The sequence below is a fragment of the Mycobacterium persicum genome (assembly GCF_002086915.1).
Lineage (GTDB): Bacteria > Actinomycetota > Actinomycetes > Mycobacteriales > Mycobacteriaceae > Mycobacterium > Mycobacterium persicum.
The window spans coordinates 5213882-5239369 of record NZ_MWQA01000001.1 but is presented as its reverse complement, the minus strand read 5'-3'; the positions used below and the strand labels follow the sequence as shown (position 1 = coordinate 5239369).

The 25488-nt window shown below is 65.5% G+C and carries 17 protein-coding genes; 8 read left to right on the top strand and 9 right to left on the bottom strand.

The genetic code is table 11. The features are described 5' to 3' along the window. Positions 1 to 85: 85 nt before the first annotated feature. From B4U45_RS23890 to B4U45_RS23870, 5 genes are all read right to left on the bottom strand, one after another. Complete coding sequence (locus tag B4U45_RS23890; protein WP_219859523.1) at positions 86 to 6442, bottom strand: type I polyketide synthase; 6357 nt, start codon at positions 6440 to 6442, stop codon at positions 86 to 88. Positions 6443 to 6458: 16 nt separating this feature from the next. After that, positions 6459 to 8555 (bottom strand): p-hydroxybenzoic acid--AMP ligase FadD22, encoded by a 2097-nt coding sequence (locus tag B4U45_RS23885; RefSeq protein ID WP_075545343.1) that lies wholly within the window; start codon positions 8553 to 8555, stop codon positions 6459 to 6461. 15 nt (positions 8556 to 8570) lie between these two features. Further along, a complete protein-coding gene (locus B4U45_RS23880; protein ID WP_075545344.1) occupies positions 8571 to 9161 on the bottom strand; it encodes a chorismate--pyruvate lyase family protein in 591 nt (196 codons plus the stop codon). Between the two features lie 43 nt (positions 9162 to 9204). Further along, positions 9205 to 10953: an AMP-binding protein gene (locus tag B4U45_RS23875; RefSeq protein ID WP_183154981.1), complete on the bottom strand. Its 1749-nt coding sequence runs from the start codon at positions 10951 to 10953 to the stop codon at positions 9205 to 9207. A gap of 290 nt (positions 10954 to 11243) precedes the next feature. After that, the gene (locus tag B4U45_RS23870; RefSeq protein ID WP_241780137.1) at positions 11244 to 12419 is read right to left on the bottom strand and encodes an LLM class flavin-dependent oxidoreductase; all 1176 of its coding nucleotides are present in this window, start codon (positions 12417 to 12419) and stop codon (positions 11244 to 11246) included. 176 nt (positions 12420 to 12595) lie between these two features. On the opposite strand from B4U45_RS23870, the gene B4U45_RS23865 reads away from it, so the two are divergent. Together B4U45_RS23865 and B4U45_RS23860 are read left to right on the top strand one after the other, a co-directional pair. Continuing rightward, on the top strand, positions 12596 to 13408 hold the full coding sequence (locus B4U45_RS23865; protein WP_075545346.1) for a phthiotriol/phenolphthiotriol dimycocerosates methyltransferase: 813 nt from the start codon (positions 12596 to 12598) through the stop codon (positions 13406 to 13408). Positions 13409 to 13462: 54 nt separating this feature from the next. After that, the gene (locus tag B4U45_RS23860) at positions 13463 to 14719 is read left to right on the top strand and encodes a saccharopine dehydrogenase family protein (RefSeq protein WP_075545347.1); all 1257 of its coding nucleotides are present in this window, start codon (positions 13463 to 13465) and stop codon (positions 14717 to 14719) included. Between the two features lie 20 nt (positions 14720 to 14739). Here B4U45_RS23860 and B4U45_RS23855 read toward each other — a convergent pair whose 3' ends face one another. Next, positions 14740 to 16092 (bottom strand): condensation domain-containing protein, encoded by a 1353-nt coding sequence (locus B4U45_RS23855; protein ID WP_219859522.1) that lies wholly within the window; start codon positions 16090 to 16092, stop codon positions 14740 to 14742. Positions 16093 to 16420: 328 nt separating this feature from the next. Between B4U45_RS23855 and B4U45_RS23850 the strand changes: the two genes are divergently transcribed. Together B4U45_RS23850 and B4U45_RS23845 are read left to right on the top strand one after the other, a co-directional pair. Next, entirely contained in the window at positions 16421 to 17152 is a 732-nt protein-coding gene (locus B4U45_RS23850) for an FkbM family methyltransferase (protein WP_075545349.1), read from the top strand. 54 nt (positions 17153 to 17206) lie between these two features. Beyond that, the gene (locus tag B4U45_RS23845) at positions 17207 to 17941 is read left to right on the top strand and encodes a glycosyltransferase family 2 protein (RefSeq protein WP_075545350.1); all 735 of its coding nucleotides are present in this window, start codon (positions 17207 to 17209) and stop codon (positions 17939 to 17941) included. A gap of 101 nt (positions 17942 to 18042) precedes the next feature. On the opposite strand, the gene B4U45_RS23840 is transcribed toward B4U45_RS23845, so the two are convergent. Further along, complete coding sequence (locus B4U45_RS23840) at positions 18043 to 19296, bottom strand: glycosyltransferase family 4 protein (protein WP_240316611.1); 1254 nt, start codon at positions 19294 to 19296, stop codon at positions 18043 to 18045. Between the two features lie 200 nt (positions 19297 to 19496). On the opposite strand from B4U45_RS23840, the gene B4U45_RS23835 reads away from it, so the two are divergent. Together B4U45_RS23835 and B4U45_RS23830 are read left to right on the top strand one after the other, a co-directional pair. After that, complete coding sequence (locus tag B4U45_RS23835; protein WP_075545352.1) at positions 19497 to 20390, top strand: FkbM family methyltransferase; 894 nt, start codon at positions 19497 to 19499, stop codon at positions 20388 to 20390. A gap of 131 nt (positions 20391 to 20521) precedes the next feature. Then, positions 20522 to 21511 (top strand): Gfo/Idh/MocA family protein, encoded by a 990-nt coding sequence (locus B4U45_RS23830; RefSeq protein ID WP_075545353.1) that lies wholly within the window; start codon positions 20522 to 20524, stop codon positions 21509 to 21511. A gap of 3 nt (positions 21512 to 21514) precedes the next feature. Here the strand turns inward: B4U45_RS23830 and B4U45_RS23825 are convergent, their stop codons facing one another. Beyond that, positions 21515 to 22156, bottom strand: a complete 642-nt coding sequence (locus B4U45_RS23825) for a class I SAM-dependent methyltransferase (protein WP_158006292.1) — start codon at positions 22154 to 22156, stop codon at positions 21515 to 21517. A gap of 496 nt (positions 22157 to 22652) precedes the next feature. Between B4U45_RS23825 and B4U45_RS23820 the strand changes: the two genes are divergently transcribed. Together B4U45_RS23820 and B4U45_RS23815 are read left to right on the top strand one after the other, a co-directional pair. Next, entirely contained in the window at positions 22653 to 23642 is a 990-nt protein-coding gene (locus B4U45_RS23820; RefSeq protein WP_075545355.1) for a Gfo/Idh/MocA family protein, read from the top strand. A 104-nt stretch (positions 23643 to 23746) separates the two neighbouring features. Continuing rightward, on the top strand, positions 23747 to 24571 hold the full coding sequence (locus B4U45_RS23815) for a class I SAM-dependent methyltransferase (RefSeq protein ID WP_082275204.1): 825 nt from the start codon (positions 23747 to 23749) through the stop codon (positions 24569 to 24571). A gap of 10 nt (positions 24572 to 24581) precedes the next feature. Here B4U45_RS23815 and B4U45_RS23810 read toward each other — a convergent pair whose 3' ends face one another. Beyond that, the gene (locus tag B4U45_RS23810; RefSeq protein ID WP_075545356.1) at positions 24582 to 25469 is read right to left on the bottom strand and encodes an FkbM family methyltransferase; all 888 of its coding nucleotides are present in this window, start codon (positions 25467 to 25469) and stop codon (positions 24582 to 24584) included. Positions 25470 to 25488 lie beyond the last annotated feature (19 nt).

Below are 25488 nucleotides of genomic sequence, written 5' to 3'. Positions count from 1 at the left end.
CGGCATCCGAACGGTACGACGGGCCGTCGGCACCCGGGTGCTGACGGGCCGATGCCGCGACCCTGCCGGTGCCGGCCGGACCGTGCTACGCATGGACCGAGACCTTCTCCTCGTCCTCTTCGTCGCGTTCGGCATGCGGTGACTGGTCACCATTGGACTCGGGATGGATTTGCCGGGCGATGTAGTCGGCGACGGCCGTCGGGGTGGGGTGGTCCAAGATCACGGTGGGCGGCAGGGTCAGCCCGGTGGCGTTCTTGAGACGGTTGCGTAGCTCGACGGCGGTCAGCGAGTCGAAGCCCAGGTCTTGGAACCCGCTGTCGGGGTCGATGTCCTCGGGAGCGGGACGACCCAGCACCGCCGCGGCCTGCGCCCGCACTATCGCGACCAGCAGGCCGTGTTGCTCGTCGGGGGCCAGCCCGTGGAGGCGTTGGGCAAGCGCCGACTTCGATTGGGTGGCATCTGCGGTGTCGTCGATTTGGCGTCGCCGGGGGCGGCGGGCGAGCCCGCTGAACAATGCCGGCAAGCCGCCGGCCTGGGCCCGGGCGTTGAGTGCGGCGCGGTCCAGGCGGGTCGCGACCATGACGGGGTGATCGATCGTCAGCGCGGTGTCAAACAACTCCAGCGCCTGCTCCGGGCTCATGGCGACCAGCCCGCTACGACTCATCCGGGCCAGATCACGCTCGCTCAAATGAGCGGTGATGGCACTGGTTTGCTCCCACAACCCCCACGCCAGCGATGTTCCCGCCAGGCCCGCGGCCTGCCGGTGAGCGGCCAGCCCGTCCAGGAACGCGTTCGCCGCCGAGTAGTTGCCCTGCCCCGGAGAGCCCACCGTTGCCGCGATCGAGGAGCACAGCACAAACATCGACAGATCCAGACCTCGGGTGGCCTCGTGCAGGTTCCAGGCGGCGTCCACCTTGGCCCGCAACACCGTGTCGATCCGATCCGGCGTCAGCGAGCTGATCACCGCATCGTCGACCACACCTGCGGCGTGAATCACCCCGCGCACCGGCGGCCACTCCGCCGCAAGCTGCGTGAACAAGCCTGCGACCGCGTCCCGATCGGCCACGTCGCAGGCCACCACCTGAACCCGGGCACCCGCGTCCGCCAACTCGGCGGCCAGCTCGGCAGCCCCCTCGGCGCGATCGCCGCGCCGACTGGCCAGCACCACATGACGCACCCCGTACGCGCGGACCACGTGGCGGGCCAGGACCGCACCGACCATCCCGGTGGCACCGGTGATCAGCACGGTGCCGTCGGTGAGCCCGTCGGCCAACGCCGAGGGCATGGTCAACACCACCTTGCCGATATGGCGGGCCTGGCTCATGAACCGGAATGCCGCCGGCGCGCAGCGCACATCCCAGCTGGTGACCGGCAGCCGATGCAGCACCTCGGTGTCGAACAGCTCCTTCACTTCGCGAAGCATCGCCTGCATGCGCACCGGACCGGCCTCCGAGAGGTCAAACGCCCGATACCGCACGCCCGGATAGTTGGCGGCGATCTTCTGCGGATCGCGGATATCGGTCTTGCCCATCTCGAGGAACCGCCCGCCGCGGACCAGCAAACGCAGCGAAGCGTCCACGAACTCGCCGGCCAGCGAGTCCAGCACCACATCGACCCCGCGGCCTTCGGTGACCGCCAAGAACTTCTCCTCGAACTCGAGCGTGCGGGAATCGCCGATATGGTCGTCGTCGAACCCCATGGCGCGCAACGTGTCCCATTTGCCGCGGCTGGCGGTGACGAAAACTTCCACTCCCCAGTGGCGAGCCAGCTGCACCGCCGCCATGCCCACGCCGCCGGTGCCGGCGTGGATGAGCACCGATTCGCCCCCCTTGATCTCGGCCAAGTCCGACAACCCGAACAAAGCCGTCAAGAACCCCCCCGGCACCGCCGCAGCCTCCGCGAACGACCAGCCGCGGGGCGCCCGGACAACCAGTTGCTGGTCCACCACCGCCAGCGGACCGGCTCCACCCAGGAAGCCCATCACCGCGTCGCCGACGGCCACACCGGTCACGTCCGGGCCGGTCTCGATCACCACTCCGGCGCCTTCGGCACCCAGCGGTGGCGCCTGGCCGGGATACATCCCCAGCGCGGCCACCACATCGCGGAAATTGACCCCGACGGCTGCCACAGCCACCCGCACCTGCCCGGCCTGCAGCGGCGCCCGGGCCTCCGGGCAAGGCTGAATCACCAGATCCTCCAGAGTGCCGCCGCCACCGGCGGCCAACCGCCACGCCTCTTCGGCGGGCAGCGCCAGCAGTGGCGGCGCCGGAGCCAGCCGGGCGTTGTGCACCACGCCGCCACGCACCACCAGTTGGGGTTCGCCGACGGCGGCCAGCGCCACCGCATCCACTCCCTGATCCACCGGTGCGTCGGTGTCGACCAGGACGATCCGGCCGGGTTGCTCGGCCTGTGCCGAGCGAACCAGACCCCACACCGCCGCGGCAGCCAGATCGCCGACATCTTCACCGGGCAATCCCACGGCGCCGCGGGTCAGCACCACCAAGGTGCCGGCCCGGTCGGTGCCCAGCCAGGACTGCAACACCTGCAACGCGGCGTGGGTAGCCGCATATGTCGAGCCCACCGCGTCCGCACCGGCAGAACCGCACTCCCACACCACCACGGCGGCATCGCCGGCTCCGGCGCCATTGCCGTTGACGCTCGCCGACGTACCCGCAGCAGCGGCGCAATAGTCCTCCCACGACAGCGCCGACAGCACCTCGGGTCGGTCAGGGTCGTCAATACTGTTGTGGTTCACCGGCATTGGTGACCAAACCACTTCCAGCGGCCCCTGGTCCGGCCCGCGGCCGGCCGCGCTCACGGCAGCGCGCAACTGCTCGGCCGTCGTCGCCCGAGTCACCAGGGCGCCGACCGTCAGCACCGGCAGCCCCTCGGCATCGGCGATCTCGACCGAGATGGCGTCGGCACCCGCCGAGGCGAGACGGGCCCGAACCCGCCCGGCGCCACCGGCGTGCAGCGACACCCCGCGCCAGCAGAACGGCAGCATCGTCTCGGTGGTCTCGATAGCCAGTCCCAGGGCATGCAGCACCGCGTCCAGCACGGCCGGGTGCATCCCCATACCCTCGACCGCCACCCCGTGCTGCGCGGGAGCAACCACCTCGGCGAACAGCTCCGACTCGCGCCGCCAGACCGCCACCAGCCCCTGAAATGCCTTGCCGTAGGCATAACCGCGGGCGGCCAACCGGTCGTAGCCGTCGGAAATATCGACAGGCTCGGCACCCTCCGGCGGCCACACCGACAAGTCCGCCGAGGCCTGCGCGGGGCTCTCCCCGACGGTGCCCATGGCATGCAGCAACCATTCCCCGTCGCAGTGGTCGCCGCGGGAATACACCGACACCGCACGGGTTCCCGCATCATCGGCGGCGCCGACCACCACCTGCACCCTGACCCCGGCGCCCGGGTGCATCACCAGCGGCGCGGCCAGGATCAGCTCGTCGATGACCGCACAGCCGACCTCGTCGGCGGCGCGGATGACCAACTCCACAAAACCCGCCCCGGGGAACAGCACCACCCCGCCGACGACGTGATCGGCCAGCCACGGTTGATCGGCCAACGACAACCGGCCCGTCAATACCACTCCGTCGGAGTCGGGCCGCTCGACCACCGCACCCAGCAACGCATGTTCGGTCGGGCCCAGACCCAGACCGACCGCGTCGGCGGGCCCGTCGCCGCCCGGCGTCTCCCAAAACCGCCGCCGCTGAAAGGCATACGTGGGCAAGTCGACGCGCCGTCCACCCGAGCCGGCGAACACTGCCGGCCAATCCACCGGCACACCAGTGGTGAACAACTGACCGGCCGCACCCAGCGCAGCGGCCAATTCGGGACGGTCTTTACCGAGCATCGACACCACGACCGCCTCAGCCGGGGCCAACGACTGCTCGATGGAGCTCGTCAAACCACTGCCGGGACCGACCTCGATGAAGTGCGTCGCGCCGAGCTGCTGTGCATGGCGCGCGCTGTCGGCGAAACGCACCGGCCGCCGGACATGGTCGACCCAATACGACGCTGACCCGAAATCACCTGTGGCGCCGGCTAATTCGCCCGTGACGTTCGACACCAGGCCGATTTGCGGCGGCCGCGGCTCGAACCGGGCCGCAATCCGGGTGAACTCGTCGAGCATCGGCTCCATCAGCGGCGAATGAAAAGCATGCGACACCGCCAACCGGTGCACCCGCCGACCCTGCTCGGCGAAGCGATCCGCGATCGGGCTCACGGCGGCCTCGGCGCCGGAGATGGTCACCGATCCGGGCGCGTTGATCGCGGCGATGCCCACCCCCTCGCCCAGCAGCGGCGTCACCTCATTTTCTGAAGCGGCCACCGCCACCATCGCCCCGCCCGCCGGCAGCGCCTGCATCAACCGCCCCCGCGCCACCACCAACATGGCCGCGTCCGCCAGGGTCAACACCCCGGCGACGTACGCCGCCGACAGCTCCCCCACCGAGTGGCCCATCACGAAATCGGGCTGCACACCCCAGCGCCGCAACACCGCGAACAACGCCACCTCGACCGCGAACAGCGCCGGCTGAGCAAACTCGGTGGTATCCAGCAACGCCGCATCGCTACCCCAGACAACTTCGCGCAGCGGCAATCTCAGATGCTGATCCAACTCATCGGCCACTTCGTCGAAGGCTTCGGCGAATACCGGCAGCCGCTCGTACAACTCGCGGCCCATCCCGAGGCGCTGAGAGCCCTGCCCGGGAAACACCACCGCCGTCTTGCCCGGCGGACCCGCTTGACCCACCGCGACGCCGGCGCCCGGGTCACCATCGGCCACGCTGGTCAGCCCCGCGATCAACGCCTGCCGGTCGGCGCCGACCACCACGGCTCGATGCTCGAACACCGACCGGCCGGCAAGCGCGCAGCCCACGTCGAGCGGATCCAATCCCGGGTTGGCCTGCACATGGGCCGCCAACCGGCCCGCCTGCGCTGTCAACGCCTCAGCCGATCTGGCCGACACCACCCACGGCAGCACCGACAACCGGTGTCCGTCCCCGGTGGTGTGGTCCGTCGCGACGGGGGCCGGCGCGGGAGCCTGCTCCAGGATCACGTGGGCGTTGGTGCCGCTGATCCCGAACGAGGACACTCCGGCCCGGCGCGGACGCCCGTCGACGGGCCAGTCCCGGGCCTCGGTCAACACCGACACCGCGCCGCTTTCCCAATCCACCCGCGGCGAAGGCGCATCCACGTGCAGCGTCGCCGGCATCAGGCCATGCCGCATCGCCTGCACCATCTTGATGACCCCGGCCACGCCCGCCGCGGCCTGGGTATGACCCATGTTCGACTTGATCGAACCCACCCACAACGGCCGCTCCGCAGGACGGGCTTGGCCGTACGTGGCCAACAAGGCATTCGCTTCGATCGGGTCACCCAACGTGGTGGCCGTCCCGTGGGCCTCCACCACGTCCACGTCTGCCGCGGTCAACCCGGCGCTGCCCAACGCCGCCCGAATGACCCGCTGTTGGGCCAGCCCGTTGGGCGCGGTCAAGCCATTGGACGCGCCGTCCTGATTGATGGCGCTACCGCGCACCACCGCCAGCACCGAGTGCCCCAACCGCAGCGCATCCGAGAGCCGCTCGAGGACCACCACGCCGGCGCCCTCACCCCAGCCCGTCCCATCGGCCGCCGCGGCGAACGCCTTGCAGCGACCGTCGGCCGCCAGTCCCCGCTGCCGGCTGAATCCGACGAAGATCGACGGCAACCCCATCACCGTCACCCCGCCGGCCAACGCCAAGTCGCACTCCCCCGAGCGCAACGACGCCATCGCCCAGTGGATGGCCACCAGCGACGACGAGCATGCCGTGTCCACCGACACCGCCGGGCCTTCCAGCCCCAACACGTAGGAAACTCGACCCGAGGCCACGCTGACCGCCGTGCCGGTCAACCCGTACCCTTGCAGCCCCCCGGTTTCCTTGCTGCCATAACTCGGCGCGAAGATCCCGGTGAACACCCCGGTCGCCGACCCCCGCAACGACAGCGGGTCAATTCCCGCGTGCTCCAACGCCTCCCACGAAACCTCCAGCATCAATCGCTGCTGGGGATCCATCGCCAACACCTCACCGGGGGCGATCCCGAAAAACCCGGCGTCAAAACCCGCGGCATCGTCTAGGAACGCGCCCCAGCGCGTATAGGTCTTGCCCTCGGCATCGGGGTCCGGATCGAACAACCCCTCCACATCCCAGCCGCGATCCGTCGGAAACTCCGACACCAGATCCCGACCCTCGGCGACCACCTCCCACAACTTCTCCGCGGAATCGACCCCGCCCGGAAAGCGACACCCGATACCCACCACCGCCACCGGTTCGGTGGCGCGCTGTTCGTAATCCCGCAGCCGCGCGCGTGCCTCATCGAGCTCGACAGCAACCTTTTTCAGATAGCGGAAGAGCTTTTCGCTCTGCTGGTCGGCGCCTTCCATGCTCGTCGTCATCGCCACTTGCTCCTCTTCATGATTCGCCCAACTCCGCATCGATCAGCTGGAAAATTTCGTCCGGAGTCGAGGCGTCCTGGATCCGTTTGCCCAACCGATCACCGGCGTCGGTGATGGTGCCGAGGATGGCACGCAAACGGTCGGCCACGCGCTGCTTGTCGCCGTCCCCGATCGTCAGTACCAGCTCATCGATTCTTGTCAATTCCTCGTCGACTCGCCCCTTCGCGTCGATATTCGCCGACAGGGGCATGGCCGCCCGGCCCCCACCGGACAGTTCGGCCTCCAAATATTGGGCCAATCCCGATATCGAGCCGTAGTCCCACCCGACCGTTTCCGGGAGCCGCAGGCCGGTAGCCGCGGCCAGCCGATGACAAAGTACGACCGTCATCTGGGAGTCAAACCCTAGCTCGGAGAACGCGACATCCCGATTGAGCGACTGCGGATCCGGCTCACCCAGCATCTTGGCGGCCTCGGCAGACACCGCCTCCACCACCAACCGGTGACGCTCCTGCTGCAACGCGCTCAGCCGTTCCTTCAGCGTCACCTCGCCGGCGGTCCGCCCGGCAGCCGAGTGGTCGTCGAGCCGTGGGTCGGTGTCAGGCCGGGGCTGGGCCGACGAGAGTTCCCAGATCGGTTTCGCTGGGCTCTTGGCACGAAGCGCGCTCCGCAACAACTTTCCGTTGGCGGTCCGGGGAAGCCGTTCCACGACGGCGAGTCTGTGCGGGACCTTGAATGCGGACAGTCTGGTCAGCAACCCCCGGTGGATGTCTCGCATCACCGATTCGTCGATGACCGCGTGGCCTGCCGGCACCAGAAATGCCTGCAGTGCCGAGGCGCCGGTGGACTCCTTCACTCCGACAACGGCGACCTCAGCCACCGCGTCGTGCTCGACCACGAGTCGTTCGACTTCCCGCGGATTGACGTTGACGGCTCCGACGATTTCCGTGTCATCCGCGCGGCAACGGTACGAAACCCAACCCTCGGCGTCGATCCAGACCGTGTCGCGGGTGTCGAGCCACCCGTCATCCTCCAGGATCGGTTCGGGACAGTTCCAGTAGCCGGTCGCGATCGATGGTCCGCGGACCCATAGATTTCCGTCCACCCCGGGTTCTGCGGGTGCGCCATCCGGTCCCAGAACACGAATCTCGTAGGGCGGAAGAGCCTTTCCCATAGTTCCCGGACGCCATTCGTCGACGGTATTCGAGACGAAGGTCTGGCCCACCTCCGTGGATCCGATTCCGTCAAGAATGGGGATACCGCCGAAAAATTCGACCAGCCGCTCGGCGAGTCCCCTGTCGAGGGCCTCGCCCGCTGACACCAGGCACCGGAGCGTCCGAAAAGACTCCGAAGAACAGGTGTCGACAACCCTGGCAAAGAAATTCGGCACGCCATAGAGCACGGACGGCTCGAATCTCTCGCACAGCGTGGCGGCCATTTCCGCACCCACCGGCAATGGATTGATGACCGCGGAACCGCCGGTCGCAAGGGGGAACCAGACCGAATTACCCAGGCCATAGGCGAAATACATGCGTGCGGTGCTCAGCCCCGTGTCGTCGGCCGTGAGCCGCAGCGCCTGGTGACACATGGCGTCAACAAATGTCAACGGGTCGGCGTGCCGATGGATGGCCGCTTTCGGCGGCCCGGTGGTACCGGAGGTGTAGGTCGCATATGCGTCGGCATCGCCCTCGAGCCGCTCGTATTCCGCGGGCTGGGCCCGCGCCGCCGCCGACAACAGCTCGGCGGCATCGACCACACCCGACGGGCGAAACCGGCCGCACAACGGGCCGGAGGTGACGACCAGCGCCGGCTCGGTGTCGCGCTCCAGAAACGCATGATCGTCGCGATGCAACTCCGGATTCGCCAGAAACGCCATGACGCCTCGAGCCAGGCACGCCAGCAAGAGCTGCACCAGCTCCGGTGAATCCGGAAGGCACAGCAGGACGCGATCCCCGGCGCCGAGGCCGCGTTGTCGCAGCACCTGCGCAAGCCGCGCGGCGCCGTCATGGATTTGGCCGTGTGTGACGATCTCCGGCGCATGGTAGGCGGGCCGGTCGCACCATCCCGCTTCCGAAGCCCGCTCAGCCAGGAACCCTGCCAGGTTGCCATTCCGCATTAGTAGGTGACCGCCCTAGCGCGCCGCAGTGATGACGTTCGAAAACTGGCGGCAATCGGCTTCCTCATGCGGGACATCTTGGAATACGGTGCGGAGGAAATACTCGGTGATAAGCATGATCGGCTGACCGCCCGACAAAATGCGGTAGCGGCGCGCGACGGTTCTGCGGCGCGAATGCTGGTATCCGTCGAGAGCGAGCCAGCGGGGCGAGGCTCCGACCCAGACTTTGGCCGCCTCCTTGAATGTCTCGATGTAGCTGGCTGCCATAACCTCGCCAATAGGGTGATCCGTTCTGGTCAATCGCGCCACTATTTCGGCGGGCAGCAGATCAATGGCGACCAACGACTCCGCGGCCACGAACACGTTGCCTGAATTCCGGCCCTTGAGCAGAATATTGCGGTGCAGAACCCGGCTTTCCGCCGATCGGCCGAGTTCGACCATTTTTGGTGCGGCCCGCCGAATATGTTGATTGACAATCTGCATGACGATCTCTTCGTTGGCCACCACGTTAAGAATCCGTGTCAGGGTGCCATTGGTTGCGATGAGTATCCGAAGATCGCGATCGAGGTGTCGGATCTCTTCATCAGATAGCGTGCAGTCGGTCATATTCCATGTCTCGGGTAACGCGCAAACCCCCATACGTGTGCCGTCATGCGGCACCGTCCACGCGGGTGAATTCCTGGTTCAGGTAACGCTCGACGCAGGTTGAACGTCGGACCTTACCGCTGGTGGTGACGGGGATCGAGCCCGGAGCCACCATAACGACATCCGCGACACGTACCCGGTGTAAACGCGATATCGCGGACGTGACGTCACGTTTGACCGTGCGCAGCCTATCCGCTGCCGCGTCGTCGGGGTGACCCCACGTCGTGACCTCGATGATGGTGACCAGCTGCTCGGTGCGGTCGTCGGGCACCGCTATCGCCACCACCCGGCCACCGGTGATCTCCTGGATCGTCGCCTCGATGTCGTCGGGATAGTGGTTGGACCCATCCACCACCAACAGATCCTTGATACGGCCGGTGATGAACATTTCGTCCTCGAACATGACGCCGAGGTCTCCGGTCCGCAGCCACGGACCGACCGGCGTGCCGGCCGAGGGATCGACGAGCTTTGCCCCGAAGGTCCGCTCGGTGAGTTCGGGGTTTCGCCAATAGCCCATGGCGACGTTGTCGCCCTGCACCCAAATCTCGCCGACGGTTCCCTGGCGAGTCTCGGTCCTGGTGTCGGGATCGACGATCCGCACGGTGGATGCCCGCGGCGTACCGTAACTGACCAGCTTGGCGCCTTCATCGCCGTCGCTCTCGCAGCGCTTCGCTCGGCCGGCCGCCAAATGCTGGTAGTCGAAACAGACAGTCTTGGGCGGGCGTCCCGGTCCGGCGGTCGCCACGTACACCGTCGCCTCGGCGAGTCCGTACGAGGGTCGGATCGCGGTCTGGCTGAGGTTGAACTTGGCGAACCGGTCGATGAAACGCCGGACCGTGGCGGGGTTTACGCGTTCGGCGCCGGTCGCGATCGCCCGCACGTGCCCGAGATCGAGACCGGCCATATCCTCATCGGATGTTCGGCGCACGGCCAAGTCGAAGCCGAAATTCGGTGCACTGGAAATCTGTCCACGATGTCGGCCCAGCAATTGCATCCAGCGGGCCGGCCGCTGCAGAAATGCCATCGGGCTCAGCAACACTGCGGTGTCCTGGTTGATCATCGGGAGAATGACGCCCAACATCAAGCCCATGTCGTGATAGAACGGCAGCCACGACACCGCGGTGGACGGAACCTTTTCCGTGTCCCCGAGGTAATCGGACATCAGCTGTACGCAATTGCTGATGACGTTCTTGTGCGACAGGACAACACCGGCCGGCGAGCGGGTCGACCCCGACGTGTACTGGATGTAGGCGGTGCCCGGATGTGCGGGCGCGGCGGGGGTCAGTTCCCGCGGCGAGTCCAGGTCCAGCGAGTCGATCGCGACGACGACGGGTTCGCGGCCCTGCGGGGCGCGGGCATGCGGCACATACTTGACGACTTCGTCGACAGCCGACGACGTCGTCAGAATGACCGTCGGCAGGGAATCCCGCAGGGCCGCGGAAATTCGTTCGTCGTGGATGCCGAACTGCGGTACCGGCAGCGGAACGGCGATCAGACCGGCCTGCAGCGTGCCCAGGAAGGCAACGATGTATTCGAGTCCCTGGGGGGCCAATATCGCCACCCGATCACCGCTCGACCCGCAGATCCTCAGCTCGTCCGCGACGATCGTCGCGCGCCGATTGACCTGCCACCAGGTGAGGGTTTCGGTGAATCCCTTCGGATCTACCTCGTAGTCGATGAACTTGTACGCGGCACGGTTGGGGTACTGGCTGGCTGCCTTCTGCAGCAGATCAGTGAGCGACGATTCGCTCATCGCGAATCGCGTTGCGGTCCCGTTCGACGGTTGCACCGCTTGCGGATCCGCGATCCGTTCGGTTTGCGTTGCCACCTCGCCCCCAGCCTGAAATGACAAGTTCGTCTGCATGATCATCCTTCGGCTCTTGACGGAAGAGACTACGGACGTTTTGCTGCCGTGTCCTTCGAATCGGAATCGGCGCATATACGGCTCGTAGATTGCCCGGAGGCGCAATGCCACGTCGATGAGGCCCCACGACAATAACAGGTCTTGGCCACTGTGCCCGCGGCGCAGAATTAACCCGATGGTCAGCGGCGCTTCGGCGAGCTGACGCCCAGCTTCCTGAGTCCGCGCAGCACCTGGGCGTGCGGCAGGCTCGCCGCGACCGCCTTGCGCAGGCTGGGATTGACCAGACTGCCATTGATCACCAGCAGGTACTCGAGGCCGTGATCGCGCCATTGGGCTACTTGGTCGACGACTTCCTCGGGGGTGCCGCTGAAGACAACCTCTTTCATGAGCGCGGGCGGGACTTTCGCGGTGTATGACAAGACCGTCTGCTCGTCCATGGTTTGGGGAATGACATCCTGGACCCCGGCGAAGTCGGCTCCCATCGGATGCTCGACACCGTGGCGGGCCCAGGCCGTACCGGGCACCCCCAGCGCGGTCATCTTCACGACGACAGAGTCCAGCGCCTCCTCGACGTCGTCGCGATCTCGGCCGGTGATTACGCCGCGCACCGCCGAGGGGATGATCGACATCGGGTCACGACCGGCGTCGGATGCCGCGGTGCGCACGGCTTCGAGGGCCGTGCTGTAGTCGCCGGGACGCACGAGCACAATCGGAACCCAGGCATCGGCGTAGCGTCCGGTTGCCCGCAGCATCCGCGGACCGTGCGCGGCGACCCAGATTTCCGGCCATTTTCCCCGGTATGGTGGCAGCTCGAACGCGGCGTTATGCAGCGGAAAGTACGCCGATTCGCGCGAGACAAGCTCCCCGTTCGCATTCCACAACGCACGTATTGTGGCCAGCGCTTCTTCAAAGCGCGCCACCGGTCTGGTCCACTCCACGCCGTAGGGCTCGTTGCCTTCACGTTCCCCGACACCGATGCCGAGCATGGCGTTACCCCGGGTAAGCAGTTGCAGGGTCGCGGCGGCCTGGGCCGTGACCGCCGGGTTGCGGCGACCGGCGTCGGTCACGCATATGCCGAGCCGCAACCGCTTGGGTCTGCCATAGGCGAGGTTTCCCAGCATCGTCCACGGCTCGTAGTTCGCGTCGACGCTGGGCACCAGTTTCGCCGCGATTCCCAGATATTCGGGTGTCGCGATCGAGCGCGGCACCAGCCCGTTCAGATGGTCACCCACCCAATAGGAATCGGCACCGGTCAGCGTGGCCGCCACCATACTGGACCGCGCCAGCCAACCGGGCCGAAACCGCGAGTGCACCAGCGAATCGACAAAGCCGAAACGAAATCCGCCCCCGCTCACTGCCCGCATTCCGCGGTGTTGATCACTGACATGCCGGGGAGGCTACCTCAGCAGGCCGCTTCCGGCGGGCCGGCCGACGCCGGACCGGCGGCGGGCAACGGTCCAGAGCTCAACGCGGTCGACGCAGTTCCCGCAACGGACTCGCTCGTCTTCGGCGTCTGCCATACTGCTTGCCCATGCCCTTCAGTCCCACCCACAGCCTGCTTGCCCGCGCCGGGAGCACCGCGCTCTACAAGCGAGTTTGGCGGTTCTGGTACCCGCTGATGACGCGCGGGCTCGGTAACGACGAAATCGTGTTCATCAACTGGGCTTATGAGGAAGATCCGCCGATGGCCCTGCCCCTGGAGGAATCCGACGAGCCCAACCGAGCCCACATCAACCTGTACCACCGCACGGCGACCCAGGCCGACCTGACGGGCAAACGGGTGCTGGAGGTCAGTTGCGGCCACGGCGGCGGAGCCTCCTACCTGACACGCACCTTGGCGCCGGCCTCCTACACGGCGCTCGACTTGAACCCGGCCGGTATCAGACTTTGCCAGAAGCGACACCACTTGCCGGGTCTTGATTTCGTGCGAGGCGACGCCGAAAATCTGCCCTTCGACGACGAATCCTTCGACGTGGTTCTCAATGTCGAAGCCTCGCACTGCTATCCGCACTTCCGCCGCTTCCTCGCCGAGGTGGTGCGGGTGCTGCGTCCGGGAGGGTACTTCGCCTACGCCGACCTGCGCCCCGGCAACGAGATTCCCGACTGGGAGGCCGATCTGGCCGGCGCCCCGCTGCGGCAACTGTCGCAGCGGGAGATCAACGCCGAGGTCCTGCGCGGCATTGAAAGGAATTCCCAGAAGTCACGAGAGCTGGTCGAACGCCATCTACCGGCCTTTCTTCGTTTCGCGGGCCGGGAATACATCGGGGTGCAAGGCACCCAGCTGTCCCGCTACCTGGAAAGCGGCGACATTTCCTACCGGATGTACTGCTTCGTCAAGGAGTGAGACGGCCAACCGCCCGCCCCAGGGGCGCAGCGATGCTCGGGTAGTGTCACCCGGATGAGTCCGGCCGAACGCGAGTTCGACATCGTCGTGTATGGCGCCACCGGCTTCTCGGGCATGTTGACCGCCGAACACCTAGCGCGCGCCGGGTCGAGCGCACGGATTGCGCTGGCCGGCCGCTCCAGCGAAAAGCTGCGCGCCGCGCGGGAAACGTTGGCCCCGGCCGCCCGTGACTGGCCACTGATCGTCGCCGACGCGTCACAACCGGCGACTCTCGAGGCAATGGCCACCCGGACCCGGGTGGTGCTGACCACCGTAGGCCCCTACACCCGCTACGGCCTGCCGCTGGTGGCGGCCTGCGCCAAGGCCGGAACCGACTATGCCGACTTGACCGGTGAATTGATGTTCTGCCGCAACAGCATCGACCTTTACCACAAGCAAGCCGCCGACACCGGCGCCCGGATCGTGCTCGCCTGCGGATTCGATTCGGTGCCTTCGGATTTGAGCGTCTATCTGCTGTACCGCCGGGCGATCGAAGACGGCACGGGTGAACTCTGCGACACCAACCTGGTGCTCCGCTCGTTCTCTCAACGCTGGGTCTCCGGCGGCTCGGTTGCAACGTATTCCGAGGCGATGCGCACCGCATCCCGTGACCCGGATGCCCACCGGCTGGTCACCGACCCGTATACGCTGACCACCGATCGCGGCGCCGAACCCGAACTGGGTGCGCAGCCGGATTTTCCCCGCCGCCGCGGACGCGACCTGGCGCCCGAACTTGCCGGCTTCTGGACCGGCGGGTTCGTGCAGGGCCCATTCAACACCCGGATTGTCCGTCGTAGCAACGCATTACAGGACTGGGTCTACGGCCGGCGGTTCCGCTACTCGGAGACCATGAGTCTGGGACGGTCGTTCGCAGCGCCGGTCGCATCCGCCATCGTCACCGGCGCCGTCGCGGGCGCCATCGGTTTGGGCAACCGGTACTTCAGTCGACTGCCCCGCCGGTTGGTGGAGCGCGTCACGCCGAAACCGGGCACCGGTCCAAGCCGCAAGTCCCGGGAGCGCGGCCACTATCGATTCGAGACGTACACCACCACCACGACCGGCGCCCGTTACCTGGCGACATTCGCGCACGATGTCGACGCATACCAGTCGACCGCGGTGTTGCTCGGGGAAAGTGGTCTGGCACTGGCGCTCGACCGCGACAGGCTTTCCGAATTGCGGGGCGTTCTTACCCCGGCGGCGGCAATGGGCGATGCACTGGCGGCACGTCTGCCGGGTGCCGGGGTTTCGATGGGGACGACCCGGCTGAACTGACGCCGACCCGGGTGGGATGGCTACCGCGCCCCGCCGACCGGCTCGGGGCATCCCCAGCCCACCGTACCGACGAGCGAGAACTCCGACAGCGTGCTCGAAAGATCTTGGCGCAACTCATCATTCGAGTTCGACCGGCCCGGCTGATAGGAAAGCACCGACACGAAGACCTCGGCGGGCGTGCGTCCCGACAGCAATCCCAGATATCCGCCGCTGCGATCCATGACCGATGTGCTCACTCCCCAGAAACCCGTTACGGCGAAGTGGTCGGCGTCCGTTCCGTCCGGACGGCAGGCGGCCGGGTTGACCACCCCGATGTTGGACGAGACATTGCCGGCCGCCGCGCCGACCGTTCGCCGGACCAGCCACCGCGGCAACAGCGGTACCAGGGGCAGCAGCACCGACTGCTCGTTGGGGAACTGCTGACGGCGGATCAGCGCTTTCTTTGTGGCGGCGCGGATTTGGCGCAAGTCCGTCGCCGCGGAAGCGGGGTCGACGGTGATGTCGACCTTGGTGACCGCGTTGGCGCGAGTGTCACCGGCGGTGCGTTCGCTGACGGGGATGGCCACAATGACCGAGCCGTCCGCGGCGATCCGTCCCAATCCCCGGGCGAGACGCACCGCCAATCCGGCTAGCAGGGTGTTGCTGGTCCCGCCCAGCGATTGCGCGCGAGCGTCCCATTCTTCGGCATCGACCAAGATCGTCGCTGCCGGAAATTTGAACGTTCGGTCCGCTGCGGCGGGCCCTGCGACGGGTCGGGTACGTCGCGGCGCCGCTGTCGGCGGATGGCGGCGGTGATTCCGGGCCATCCGTGCTGCGTCGGCGGCGGTGCGGGCGATGCCGGGGATGTCACGCACGGCCTGGCCGAAGTCTTCGCGGATGGCTTCCCAGCGCCGGCGTGACCCTGCTGCCGGCCAGCTGATCTGCTGGTCGCGGCCGCAGGCCGCGTCCGCCACCGCCTCGCACAGCCCGACGGCGTCGGTGAGGCAATGGGAGATGACCAAGCTGACGCCCGCGCCGCCGCCGACGAACGGGTGCACCGCGAGCCGCCATTCGGGTCCCCGCTCGGCGTCCAGAGGCGCGCTGGCCTGCTCGTTGACCCAGGTGTCGAATCCTTCGCGAGGCCGCGGCACCGCGACGATCTCGAGGTCGGTCGGACCATTGGACGAAACCCAGCGATGACGGCCGAACGGCAGGGGTGAGCATTCGATTCGGCGGGCCAACCGTCCCCGCTGCAGATGGTGATGAAACTGGCGCAGCCGGTCGATGTCGACCTCGCGGTCGTACACCCAGACACACTGCAGCACGTTGAAGGTTCCGGTCGCTCGCTCGGCGGCAAAGAACGTCTGGTCGAGTAGATCGACCACGTTGCTCATGGCGACAAGTCCCTTCGCTTTAGCCGCACCCGGTCCGAGCCCACCGCATCCCCTCCGGCGGCCGCCGCACGCAAGCCCAAGTACCACACCATGATTGAACGACGTGCGGGCGACTCGACGCCGCGTGACGCGGTGCCGCCAACTCGAGGGCAAGCTCTCAATCTCCTCGCGTTGCCGCGGTGTAGTCTAGCGCGCCTCGCCGCTGGAGCGGTTCGCCATCAACGGGGTGATCGCCCTTCGCCGTTCGTCGACAAGCACCCGACCACCGGCCGCGCAGCCCCCGCTCCGGCCGGGCGGGTCAGGCCGACGGGCATGTTAGTGTCACACGGTGCATTTGTCGGACCTTGCTCGATTCATCGTGCGCAGCGCCGCCTTCGAGGTGCCGCGCCGTTATTCCGAGTGGGACCTGCGGCACCAGTTTGTGAAACAACTCGAATTGCGCCGGGTCGATGTCGTTTTCGATGTCGGAGCCAACACCGGGCAATACGCCAAAGGCCTCCGCCGAGCGGGATACAAGGGCCGCATCGTCTCGTTCGAACCGCTATCCCGGCCATTTACCGCTTTGGAAAGAAAAGCGGCAACCGATACGCTTTGGGATTGCCGGCGGTGTGCGCTAGGCGATGCCGAGGGGACGGTCTCGGTCAATGTCGCCGGAAACGCCGGTCAAAGCAGTTCGGTGTTGCCGATGCTGACGCGTCACCAGGAGGCATTTCCCCCGGCCAACTATGTCGGCACCGAGGAGGCGCCGATTCACCGACTGGATTCCGTGGCACCCGAATTTCTCCGGCTGAACGGCCCCGCTTTTCTCAAGGTCGACGTGCAGGGATTTGAAAAACAGGTACTCGACGGTGGCAAGTCTACGGTCAATGACCATTGTGTTGGGCTGCAACTCGAACTCTCCTTCGCGCCATTGTACGAGGGCGGCATGCTCATTCCGGAAGCATTCGAGCTCGTGTATTCATTGGGCTTCACATTGACCGGTTTACTGCCCTGTTTCATCGACGCGCGTAATGGTCGAATGTTACAGGCCGACGGTATCTTCTTCCGCGATGCCAATTGACTGGAACCGCTACGCGAGGCCGGCTTGACCGCTGCTGAAACAACGAAAGCCGCCATGTCCGCACCAATGTTTTCCCTCATCATCCCCACCTTGAACGTGGCCTCGGCGCTAGGAGTTTGCCTCCAGAGCATCGCCTGCCAGACCTTTCGGGACTTCGAGCTGATACTGGTCGACGGCGGCTCGACGGATGCCACCCTCGATATCGCGAACAGCTTTGCCCCCAACTTCGGCGCGCGACTGGTCGTCCGTTCCGGCACCGACCGCGGGGTCTACGACGCGATGAACCGCGGCGTGAGCCTGGCTACCGGGACGTGGTTGCTGTTTCTGGGCGCCGACGACGCGCTGTACGAGGCGGACACCCTGGCCCGGGTGGCCGCCTTCATCGGCGAACATGAGCGCAGCGATCTGGTATATGGCGACGTGCTCATGCGCTCAACCAAATTCCGCTACGGTGGCGCCTTCGACCTCGATCGCCTGCTGTTCAAGCGCAACATCTGTCATCAGTCGATCTTTTACCGCCGCGAGCTCTTCAGCAGCATCGGCCCCTACAACCTGCGCTACCGGTCGTTGGCGGACTGGGACTTCAATATCCGCTGCTTCTCCAACCCCGCACTCGTCACCCGGCACATGGACGTCGTCGTCGCACGCTTCAACGAGTTGGGCGGACTCAGTAATACCTTCGTAGACAGGGCTTTTCTCAAGCGGCTGCCGATCACCACCAGATTCGGCATCAGGCTGGTCATCATTGCGGCGCGCTGGTGGGTGAAGTGGCGGGCACGCGGTGATTGAGTCCGGCCAGGGCCGAGCAGGGAGCCAACCCTGTTGCCGCCCAAGGTGATTCGGCCAAACACCGCTGCGAACGACATCACCACATCGGATATGGCTGTGGCTCAAAGTATTTCGCGATAGATTCGGGCCGTCTCCGCCGCGTTCTTGTCCCAGGAGAACGCCGGGAGCCGTGCGTAGCCACGCTCGCGCAGATCGGCGCGCAGGCTTTCGGTGGTCACCACGCGCTCCAGAACCGTACGCAGCTCCTCGGGGTTATCCGGATCGAAGAAGACACCGGCATCGGCGACCACCTCTGGAATTCCGCCCGCATTGCTGCACACGACCGGGCAGCCCTGGCTCATCGCTTCGAGCGGGGGGATCCCGAAACCCTCGTACTGCGACGGATAGACAAAGGCGGCGGCTGTCCGGTAGCGCGCCGCCAGCTCCTCGTCAGACCCGGACTCGAAGCGCACCCGGTCAGCGACTCCCAACCTGCTGATTTCTTTCTGCTCGTCGCGCAGGAACGGGGGGCCGCCGAAGGCGATCAACTCGAAATCCCGCAATACCGGCGAACTGCTGTAGGCGCGCAGCAGGGTGGCAAAGTTCTTGTATCCCCCGCGACGCCCTACATACAGGATCGTGGGCCTGCGCCCGCCGCTGTCGACTGTCGTGGTGTTTTCCTGCACGGGCAGCGAACAGGCAAGGTGCACAACGCTGGCGCGGGCCGGGTCGATGCCATAGAGACGCACGAGGTCGTTACGCGCGCTTTCGGAGACGCAGATCACATGGTCGGCGCGATTGACAGACGCGCGTTTGGCGGCGATCGCGAGTTTGGCCATGGGCGGCTTGAACAACTCGTGGATCATGTCGAAGATCGTCACCACCCGGCGCCGCGCCTTACCGACGGGCTTGAAGGGGTGCCAGGTCTCGTGCAGGATGTCCGCGTCAGACTTCGACCACACGAACGGCGCCGCAACCTGGTTCGCGAGTTCGACGAGGACCGGAGCACCTTTGAACGTGTACGGCACATACTTGCCATGGGTGAAGCCGCGGGCGGATTCAGCGGCCAGATAAGCGTTCATGTAAAAAGGCGCGACGACGGACACCTCCGACACCGTGTCGGCAGGTAGGCGGCTTGCCAGCTCGAAAAAATAGCGCGACACACCGCCGTATCGCTGGATGGCGAAGATTTGGTGATCGAATGCGACTTTCATCAGCGCTCGGCGCCCACCGCTGCCTCCACTGCCCTGAAGACAGCGCTCATCCGGCACAGCACAGTATCGAACCTCCTGGATATCTCCCGCGGCATCGTCAAGCCCGGAAGAATGACAATCAGAAGGTACGCCACGCTCACGGCGATGAACGAGCCAACCCACCCGGCCGCGACACCCGCGGCTTCACGTTGCCCGCCGCGTCGCGGGTGGGTGCCCCCGGATTCTCTGCCGCAACTCCCGGCGGCACCCGCACGCAAACGGCGGCGCTGCGGCAAAGCCGCGCGGCCCGGGGCGTGCTGCGGCCAAGGTAGACGCCCTCCGAGGGTCGGTTACCATCTGCGGATGGATGTGGACGCAACGCGATGAGCTATCGCCTTTTGTTGAGGCAACTCGTACTGGAGCTCTCCTACCGTACGGTTCGTCATTGGTTCGGAACGCGTGAGGTCATCCGCGACGTACAAGGCGTTTCGCTGGCGATGCCGTGGTATCACCGGCTTCCGGACTACGCCCGCCTGTTCCCCACCTACGGTCAGAATCTGATCGACCTGGCGGTTGGCCTCGCCGAGACCGACAAGCCGTTGGGCGTCATCGACGTCGGAGCCAATATCGGTGACTCGGCCCGGCAGCTCCTCGCCAAAGTCGACGCCCGCATCCTCTGCATCGAAGGCGACCCGGAGTACCTGCCATACCTGGAGCGCAACGTCGGCTCGGACGACCGCTGCGTGATCGAGTTCGCCCTGCTGCTCACCGACGCTGCCAAGGCCTCCGGTCTCGGCGCGGTCCGAAAGGGCGGCGACACCCGCTTCGCCCAGGGCGGCACCGGCGGCGCGGCCGCCGCGCTGACCGTGGCCGAGTTGCCGAACCGTCACCCCGAACTGCCGCCGATCAGGCTGGTCAAATCGGACACGGAAGGCTACGACACGATTCTGGTCCCGGCGCTAGCGCGGGCCTACGCGGATACCCGCCCGTTGCTGTTCTTCGAGTATTTCCCGGACCTGATCCGGATGGCCGGGGTGCCGGACCCGACCGTGGTGTGGGCGGAGTTGCAGACCGCCGGGTACTCCTACGTGGGCATTTGGGACAACTTCGGCAGGCCGATTCAGGCTCTGCCGATCGAGGAGGTGCCGGCTGCGGCCACGGTGCTGGACAGACGGTTTGCCGACCGTGAGTATCACTACTGGGACGTCGCGGTCGTACATGCCGACGACCGCGCGGGTCAGGCCGTCCTGGACCGGCTGTTCGCCTCCGCCCGGTGAGGGACAGCCACGTCACCGCCGCTACCGGCACGCACTCTCCTCACCGATAGGGCTCTCCCCCGCGACTGCCGTACCAAGCCGTTCCCGCGCCCTTCCCGCGCCCTTCCCGCGCCAGGTGCTAGCGTCGGTCCGTGTCTCGACAGGTCCGGATCGGTATCCTGGGCGCCGCTCGTATCGCACCCTTGGCGCTTGTCAAACCCGCCAAGGGAAATGCCGAGGTTGTGGTGGCTGCGGTGGCCGCACGCGAGGCATCGCGTGCTCAGGCCTTTGCCGCCAAGCACGACATTGCCCGGGTGCACGACAGTTACGACGCGCTGATCAGCGATCCCGACCTGGACGCGGTGTACAACCCCCTGCCGAACAGCCTGCATGGTCGGTGGACCCGGGCCGCGCTGCAGGCCGGCAAGCACGTGCTGTGCGAAAAGCCGTTCACCGCCAACTCCGCCGAAGCGCGAGAGATCGCCGAACTGGCCGCGAATTCCGGTCGCGTGGTGATGGAGGCATTCCACTATCGCTATCACCCGCTGACCCTGCGCGTTGAGGAGATCATCGCCTCGGGCGAACTTGGCAAGCTGCAAAGGGTGGAAGCCAGCCTGTGCTTCCCCCTGCCAAAGTTCTCCGATATCCGCTACAACTACTCACTTGCCGGCGGCGCGACGATGGATGCCGGGTGCTATGCGGTCCACATGGTGCGCACCTTCGGCGGTTCAACGCCGGAAGTTATTTCGGCACAAGCCAAGCTGCGCGATTCCCAGATCGACCGGGCCATGACGGCCGAGTTACAGTTTGCCGACGGGCACACCGGCCGGGTCCGCTGCTCGATGTGGTCGACCAATCTCATCCAGATCAGCGCTCGCGTGCTCGGCGATCAAGGCGAACTGCACGTGCTCAATCCGGTATTGCCACACTCTTATCATCGGCTCTCGGTCCGATCAGCCGACGACAGGCGAACGGAGCGTTTCCCGCGCCGCCCCTCCTACGCGTATCAACTCGACGCGTTCGCCGGCGCGGTGCTGCGCAGCGAACCGGTAAAGACAACCCCCGAAGACGCGATCGAGAACATGACGGTCATCGATGCGATCTACCGTGCCGCCGGCCTCCCGCTGCGCGAACCGGCCTGACGCCTACCGTGCATCCGCCCGGACGAGGCGCTCATGATCTGCCCACGTCCGCGACCCAAGCACAACCCGTGGCAATACGTAAAGGAGACCCGCGACAGGGAGCGAGGTAAGTATTCGCAGCGCCAAAGGATTGAGCTTCTGTCGTGTCCAGATGTGCAGAATACCGGAGCTGTAAAAGTGCATTCCGAAGCGCTTTCCGATGAGCTCCAGGGTCGATTTTTGATAGAAGGTAATGTGTTGCCCGGTGGCGAACGTGTAGTACCACCACGCCTCCGGCGCCGGAGGCCCACCCGCAAAGAGCTCCGTCGTAAAAATAATGGTATCGGTACCCGTATTTTCAAGCAGCTCCGCGACAAAACCAACCGGATCAGCGAGGTGCTCCATCACTTCGAAGGCAGTGACCGCCGTGTAAGGGCCTCCTGGACCCGATTCGGCTTCGAAGCCCCGTGCGGTCAAATTAGGGCAGTGCTTGTCCGTCCAGTAATAGTCGAACCCGACGTCCCGCATCAAGCGGGTGAAAATGCCATAACCCCCGGCCGCATCGAGAAACCGGCCACGACGATCAAATAGAACGAGGAGCACCGCCGACGTCAGCCGCGCCAGGTAGTTGTTCCGAAACACCAGGCCGGTATCGGCAGATGTCACCGGGCTCGCATACGCCTCGTCTAGCCAATGCGGATCTTCGGTCTGCAAAACACCGCAGTTGTCGCAGAAGTAATATTTGCAGTCGTATTTGTGAAGGACTTTGCGAGTAAACGCATGCCGAGTACTTGAATCACAGATTCGGCACCGCATAGAGCCCAGACCTCCAGAGAATCTTTCGCAATGACTGCAAGACGTTCAAGCTACTGTTCAAGCCTCCGATGGTCAAGGGTGCGCTGGTGCCCGGCCAGTCCGCTGCCGTCAATTTCCAGAAGGCTTCCTGCTTTAGCGAGACCTGAACTCCCATCGGAGTCAACCATCCCACCACAGCTTGGCAGGTTTCAAATCGTTAAATTGATCTTGCAATAGTTAGACCTTATCAGCGGCGGGACCGCTTGGCGCCGGTATGCGGCCCACCACTAGCTAACGAGGCCACGAGATATGGCTATAGTCAGACCGTTTCTTGTCGCCGACTCAAGCCGGCTGTAGCGTCTGGGCCGTGTCTCGACAGGTCCGGATCGGCATCCTCGGCGCAGCCCGTATCGCGCCCTTGGCGCTTGTCAAACCCGCCGGGCAAAACGACGAGGTGGTGGTGGCCGCGGTGGCCGCACGCGATGCATCGCGCGCCCGGGCCTTTGCCGCCAAGCACGGCATCGAACGGGTCCACGACAACTACGACGCGCTGATCGCCGACCCGGACCTCGACGCCGTATACAACCCCTTGCCGATCAGCTTGCACGGCCGCTGGACCCGGGTCGCATTGGCCGCCGGCAAGCATGTGCTCTGCGAAAAGCCGTTCACCGCCAACGCCGCCGAAGCGCGCGAGATCGCCGAACTGGCCGCGCAATCGGACCGGGTGGTGATGGAGGCGCTCCACTATCCCTATCACCCGCTGGCGCGCCGCGTTGAGCAGATCATCGCCTCGGGCGAGTTGGGCAGGCTGACCCGAGTCGAAGCCAATCTGTGCTTACCGTTGCCCAAGTTCTCCGACATCCGCTACAACTACTCGCTGGCCGGTGGCGCGACCATGGAAACCGGGTGCTATGCCATCCACATGGTCCGCACCTTCGGCGGATCCACTCCCGAAGTCGTTTCCGCACAGGCGAAACTGCGCGATCCCCATATCGACCGCGCCATGACTGCCGAGCTGCGGTTCGCTGACGGACACACCGGCCGGGTCCGCTGCTCTATGTGGTCGACCGACCTGTTACAGATCAGCGCGCGGGTGGTCGGCGAGCAAGGGGAGCTGCGGGTACTCAATCCGGTATTGCCGCAGACTTTTCATCGCCTGACGGTCCGGTCAGCCGACGGCAAACGAGTGGAACGTTTTCCACGCCGAGCCTCTTACGCTTACCAGCTCGACGCGTTCGCCGCAGCGGTGCTGCGCGGCGAACCGGTGAAGACGAACCCACAAGACGCGGTCGGAAACATGACGGTCATCGACGCCATCTACCAGGCTGCCGGCCTTCCACTGCGCAAGCCCGCCTGAACCTGCATCCGGGCGGCTCGAATGGCGCCATCGTCGGTGCGCAGTGTACGTTGTGCGACGTGGTTGCGTCCCGGGTCGTTGACTCATTCCTCAAATTTGTCCCAGTGCCTCTCCTGATCAAGGCCGGCCTCTTTGTGCGGTACGCCCCGAGCGATGTGCTGGACAAGCTCAACGGCCGTAGCGACCCGCTGGTCCCGCCTCGCCGCATGGTGGGCGGCGGGTCTCGAAACCCCGCGGCACCTGGCCCATTTCGCGAATCCGGTGACGAGTTCTTAGGACTGCTGCGCGACTACGGCCAGCTTGAACCGCACTACCGCGTGCTTGACATGGGTTGCGGATTGGGTCGCGCGGCCCGTCCGCTGACCACCTTTCTCGACCCGGACAAGGGGCGCTACGAGGGCTTCGACATCAATACCGCCGAAGTGCGCTGGTGTTCGGAGCACTACGCGTCGCATCCCAACTTCCGCTTCCAGCGCGCAGACATCTACAACAAGATGTACAACCCGAAGGGCACGGTGCAGGCCGAGAAGTTCACCTTCCCCTACCCCGACGCGAGTTTCGAGCTGGCGTTCGCGTCGTCGCTGTTCACCCACATGCCCATCCCGCAGGTTGCTCGCTACCTCGCGGAGACTGCACGAGTACTTGCCCCCGGCGGGCGCGCGCTGCTCACCCTCTATGTGTGGAATCAGGAATCGCGGGAGTTGGTTGCGCAGGGCAAGTCGGCTCTGCCGTTTCGTCCACACCAGGATCTCATCGTGATCACCCCGTTCGTCCCGGAGGCCGCCATCGCACTTCCGCAGGAAGACTGGGATCAAGCCGTCCGCAACGCCGGCCTCGAACAGGTTGGTGATGTGTTATGGGGAAGCTGGTGCGGCCGAACGGCTTCCACCGCCTACCAAGACATGGTTGTGCTGCGTAAGCCGGAGTGACCTGCGTTCATCAGAGCCGCTCTTCTTCGCCCGTCCGGGTGTTGACCACCGGCGCCCCGCGCAGTGCGGCCAGCCGCTGCTCCCCGCGCAGGTGGTTCAGCCGACCCTTGGCGTCGCGGGAATCAACGAACTTCGACACCACATAGCCTTCGGCGGCAGTCAGCGGTTCGAGGCCGTGGGGGAGGTCGGATCGGATGAAATATGCGTTGTTGCCCGCGCTGTTGCTGCCGACGAAGTCGTATCCCTTGGATTCGGCCAGGTCGCAAAAAGCCAACAGGGATGCGCCAAAATATTGATTCATGTAGCGCCCTCTGGTGAAGTTCGGATCGTATGGGATGGTGATCGGGCGCTCCGCTCCGAATACGCTGTTGTATTCGACGATGACGATTGCGGGCCTCACGACTGTTAAGCCGCTCCACACCCAATAGTCATTGCCATCGATATCGATGTGCAGAAGTCCGATGTCGCCCTCGAACCCATGCTCCGATATCAATTGGTCGACGTTCTCGGCTGTGACGCGTGCGCATTTGCTCTGTAGGTCATAGAGCACTGAAATCCGATCGCGCTTGATGGCATCGACGTTGCGTTTGGAGCTGTCCATGACCAGCCCAGTCCAGTTGTCGTTCAACAGTAGGAATCTGGTGTTGGCCTCCTGGTAGCACCCTACGCCAAACTCGACGAACGTCTCACTGATGCCCGGCAGGCGGTGAATCAGCCATTGAATAATCCCATCATCGCCAAACTGGCTGAATACCGAGAACTCCACTTCGGCGATTGTGTTTATCGATTCCAGCTCTCGCACCCGCCAAGCCAACTCCCGTCCGATGAGAACGCGTTGCTTGCCCTCACCGCTGCTCAACAGCTCCACCCACATAGCAACCTTGCCGAGAAGATTCACCTATTTCCTATCTCGTCGT

Bases quoted from the DNA above. Each gene is read 5' to 3' on its own strand.
- B4U45_RS23890 (WP_219859523.1), bottom strand. From the start codon at position 6,442: ATGACGACGAGCATGGAAGGCGCCGACCAGCAGAGCGAAAAGCTCTTC.
- B4U45_RS23885 (WP_075545343.1), bottom strand. From the start codon at position 8,555: ATGCGGAATGGCAACCTGGCAGGGTTCCTGGCTGAGCGGGCTTCGGAA.
- B4U45_RS23880 (WP_075545344.1), bottom strand. From the start codon at position 9,161: ATGACCGACTGCACGCTATCTGATGAAGAGATCCGACACCTCGATCGC.
- B4U45_RS23875 (WP_183154981.1), bottom strand. From the start codon at position 10,953: ATGAGCGAATCGTCGCTCACTGATCTGCTGCAGAAGGCAGCCAGCCAG.
- B4U45_RS23865 (WP_075545346.1), top strand. From the start codon at position 12,596: ATGCCCTTCAGTCCCACCCACAGCCTGCTTGCCCGCGCCGGGAGCACC.
- B4U45_RS23860 (WP_075545347.1), top strand. From the start codon at position 13,463: ATGAGTCCGGCCGAACGCGAGTTCGACATCGTCGTGTATGGCGCCACC.
- B4U45_RS23855 (WP_219859522.1), bottom strand. From the start codon at position 16,092: ATGAGCAACGTGGTCGATCTACTCGACCAGACGTTCTTTGCCGCCGAG.
- B4U45_RS23845 (WP_075545350.1), top strand. From the start codon at position 17,207: ATGTCCGCACCAATGTTTTCCCTCATCATCCCCACCTTGAACGTGGCC.
- B4U45_RS23835 (WP_075545352.1), top strand. From the start codon at position 19,497: ATGAGCTATCGCCTTTTGTTGAGGCAACTCGTACTGGAGCTCTCCTAC.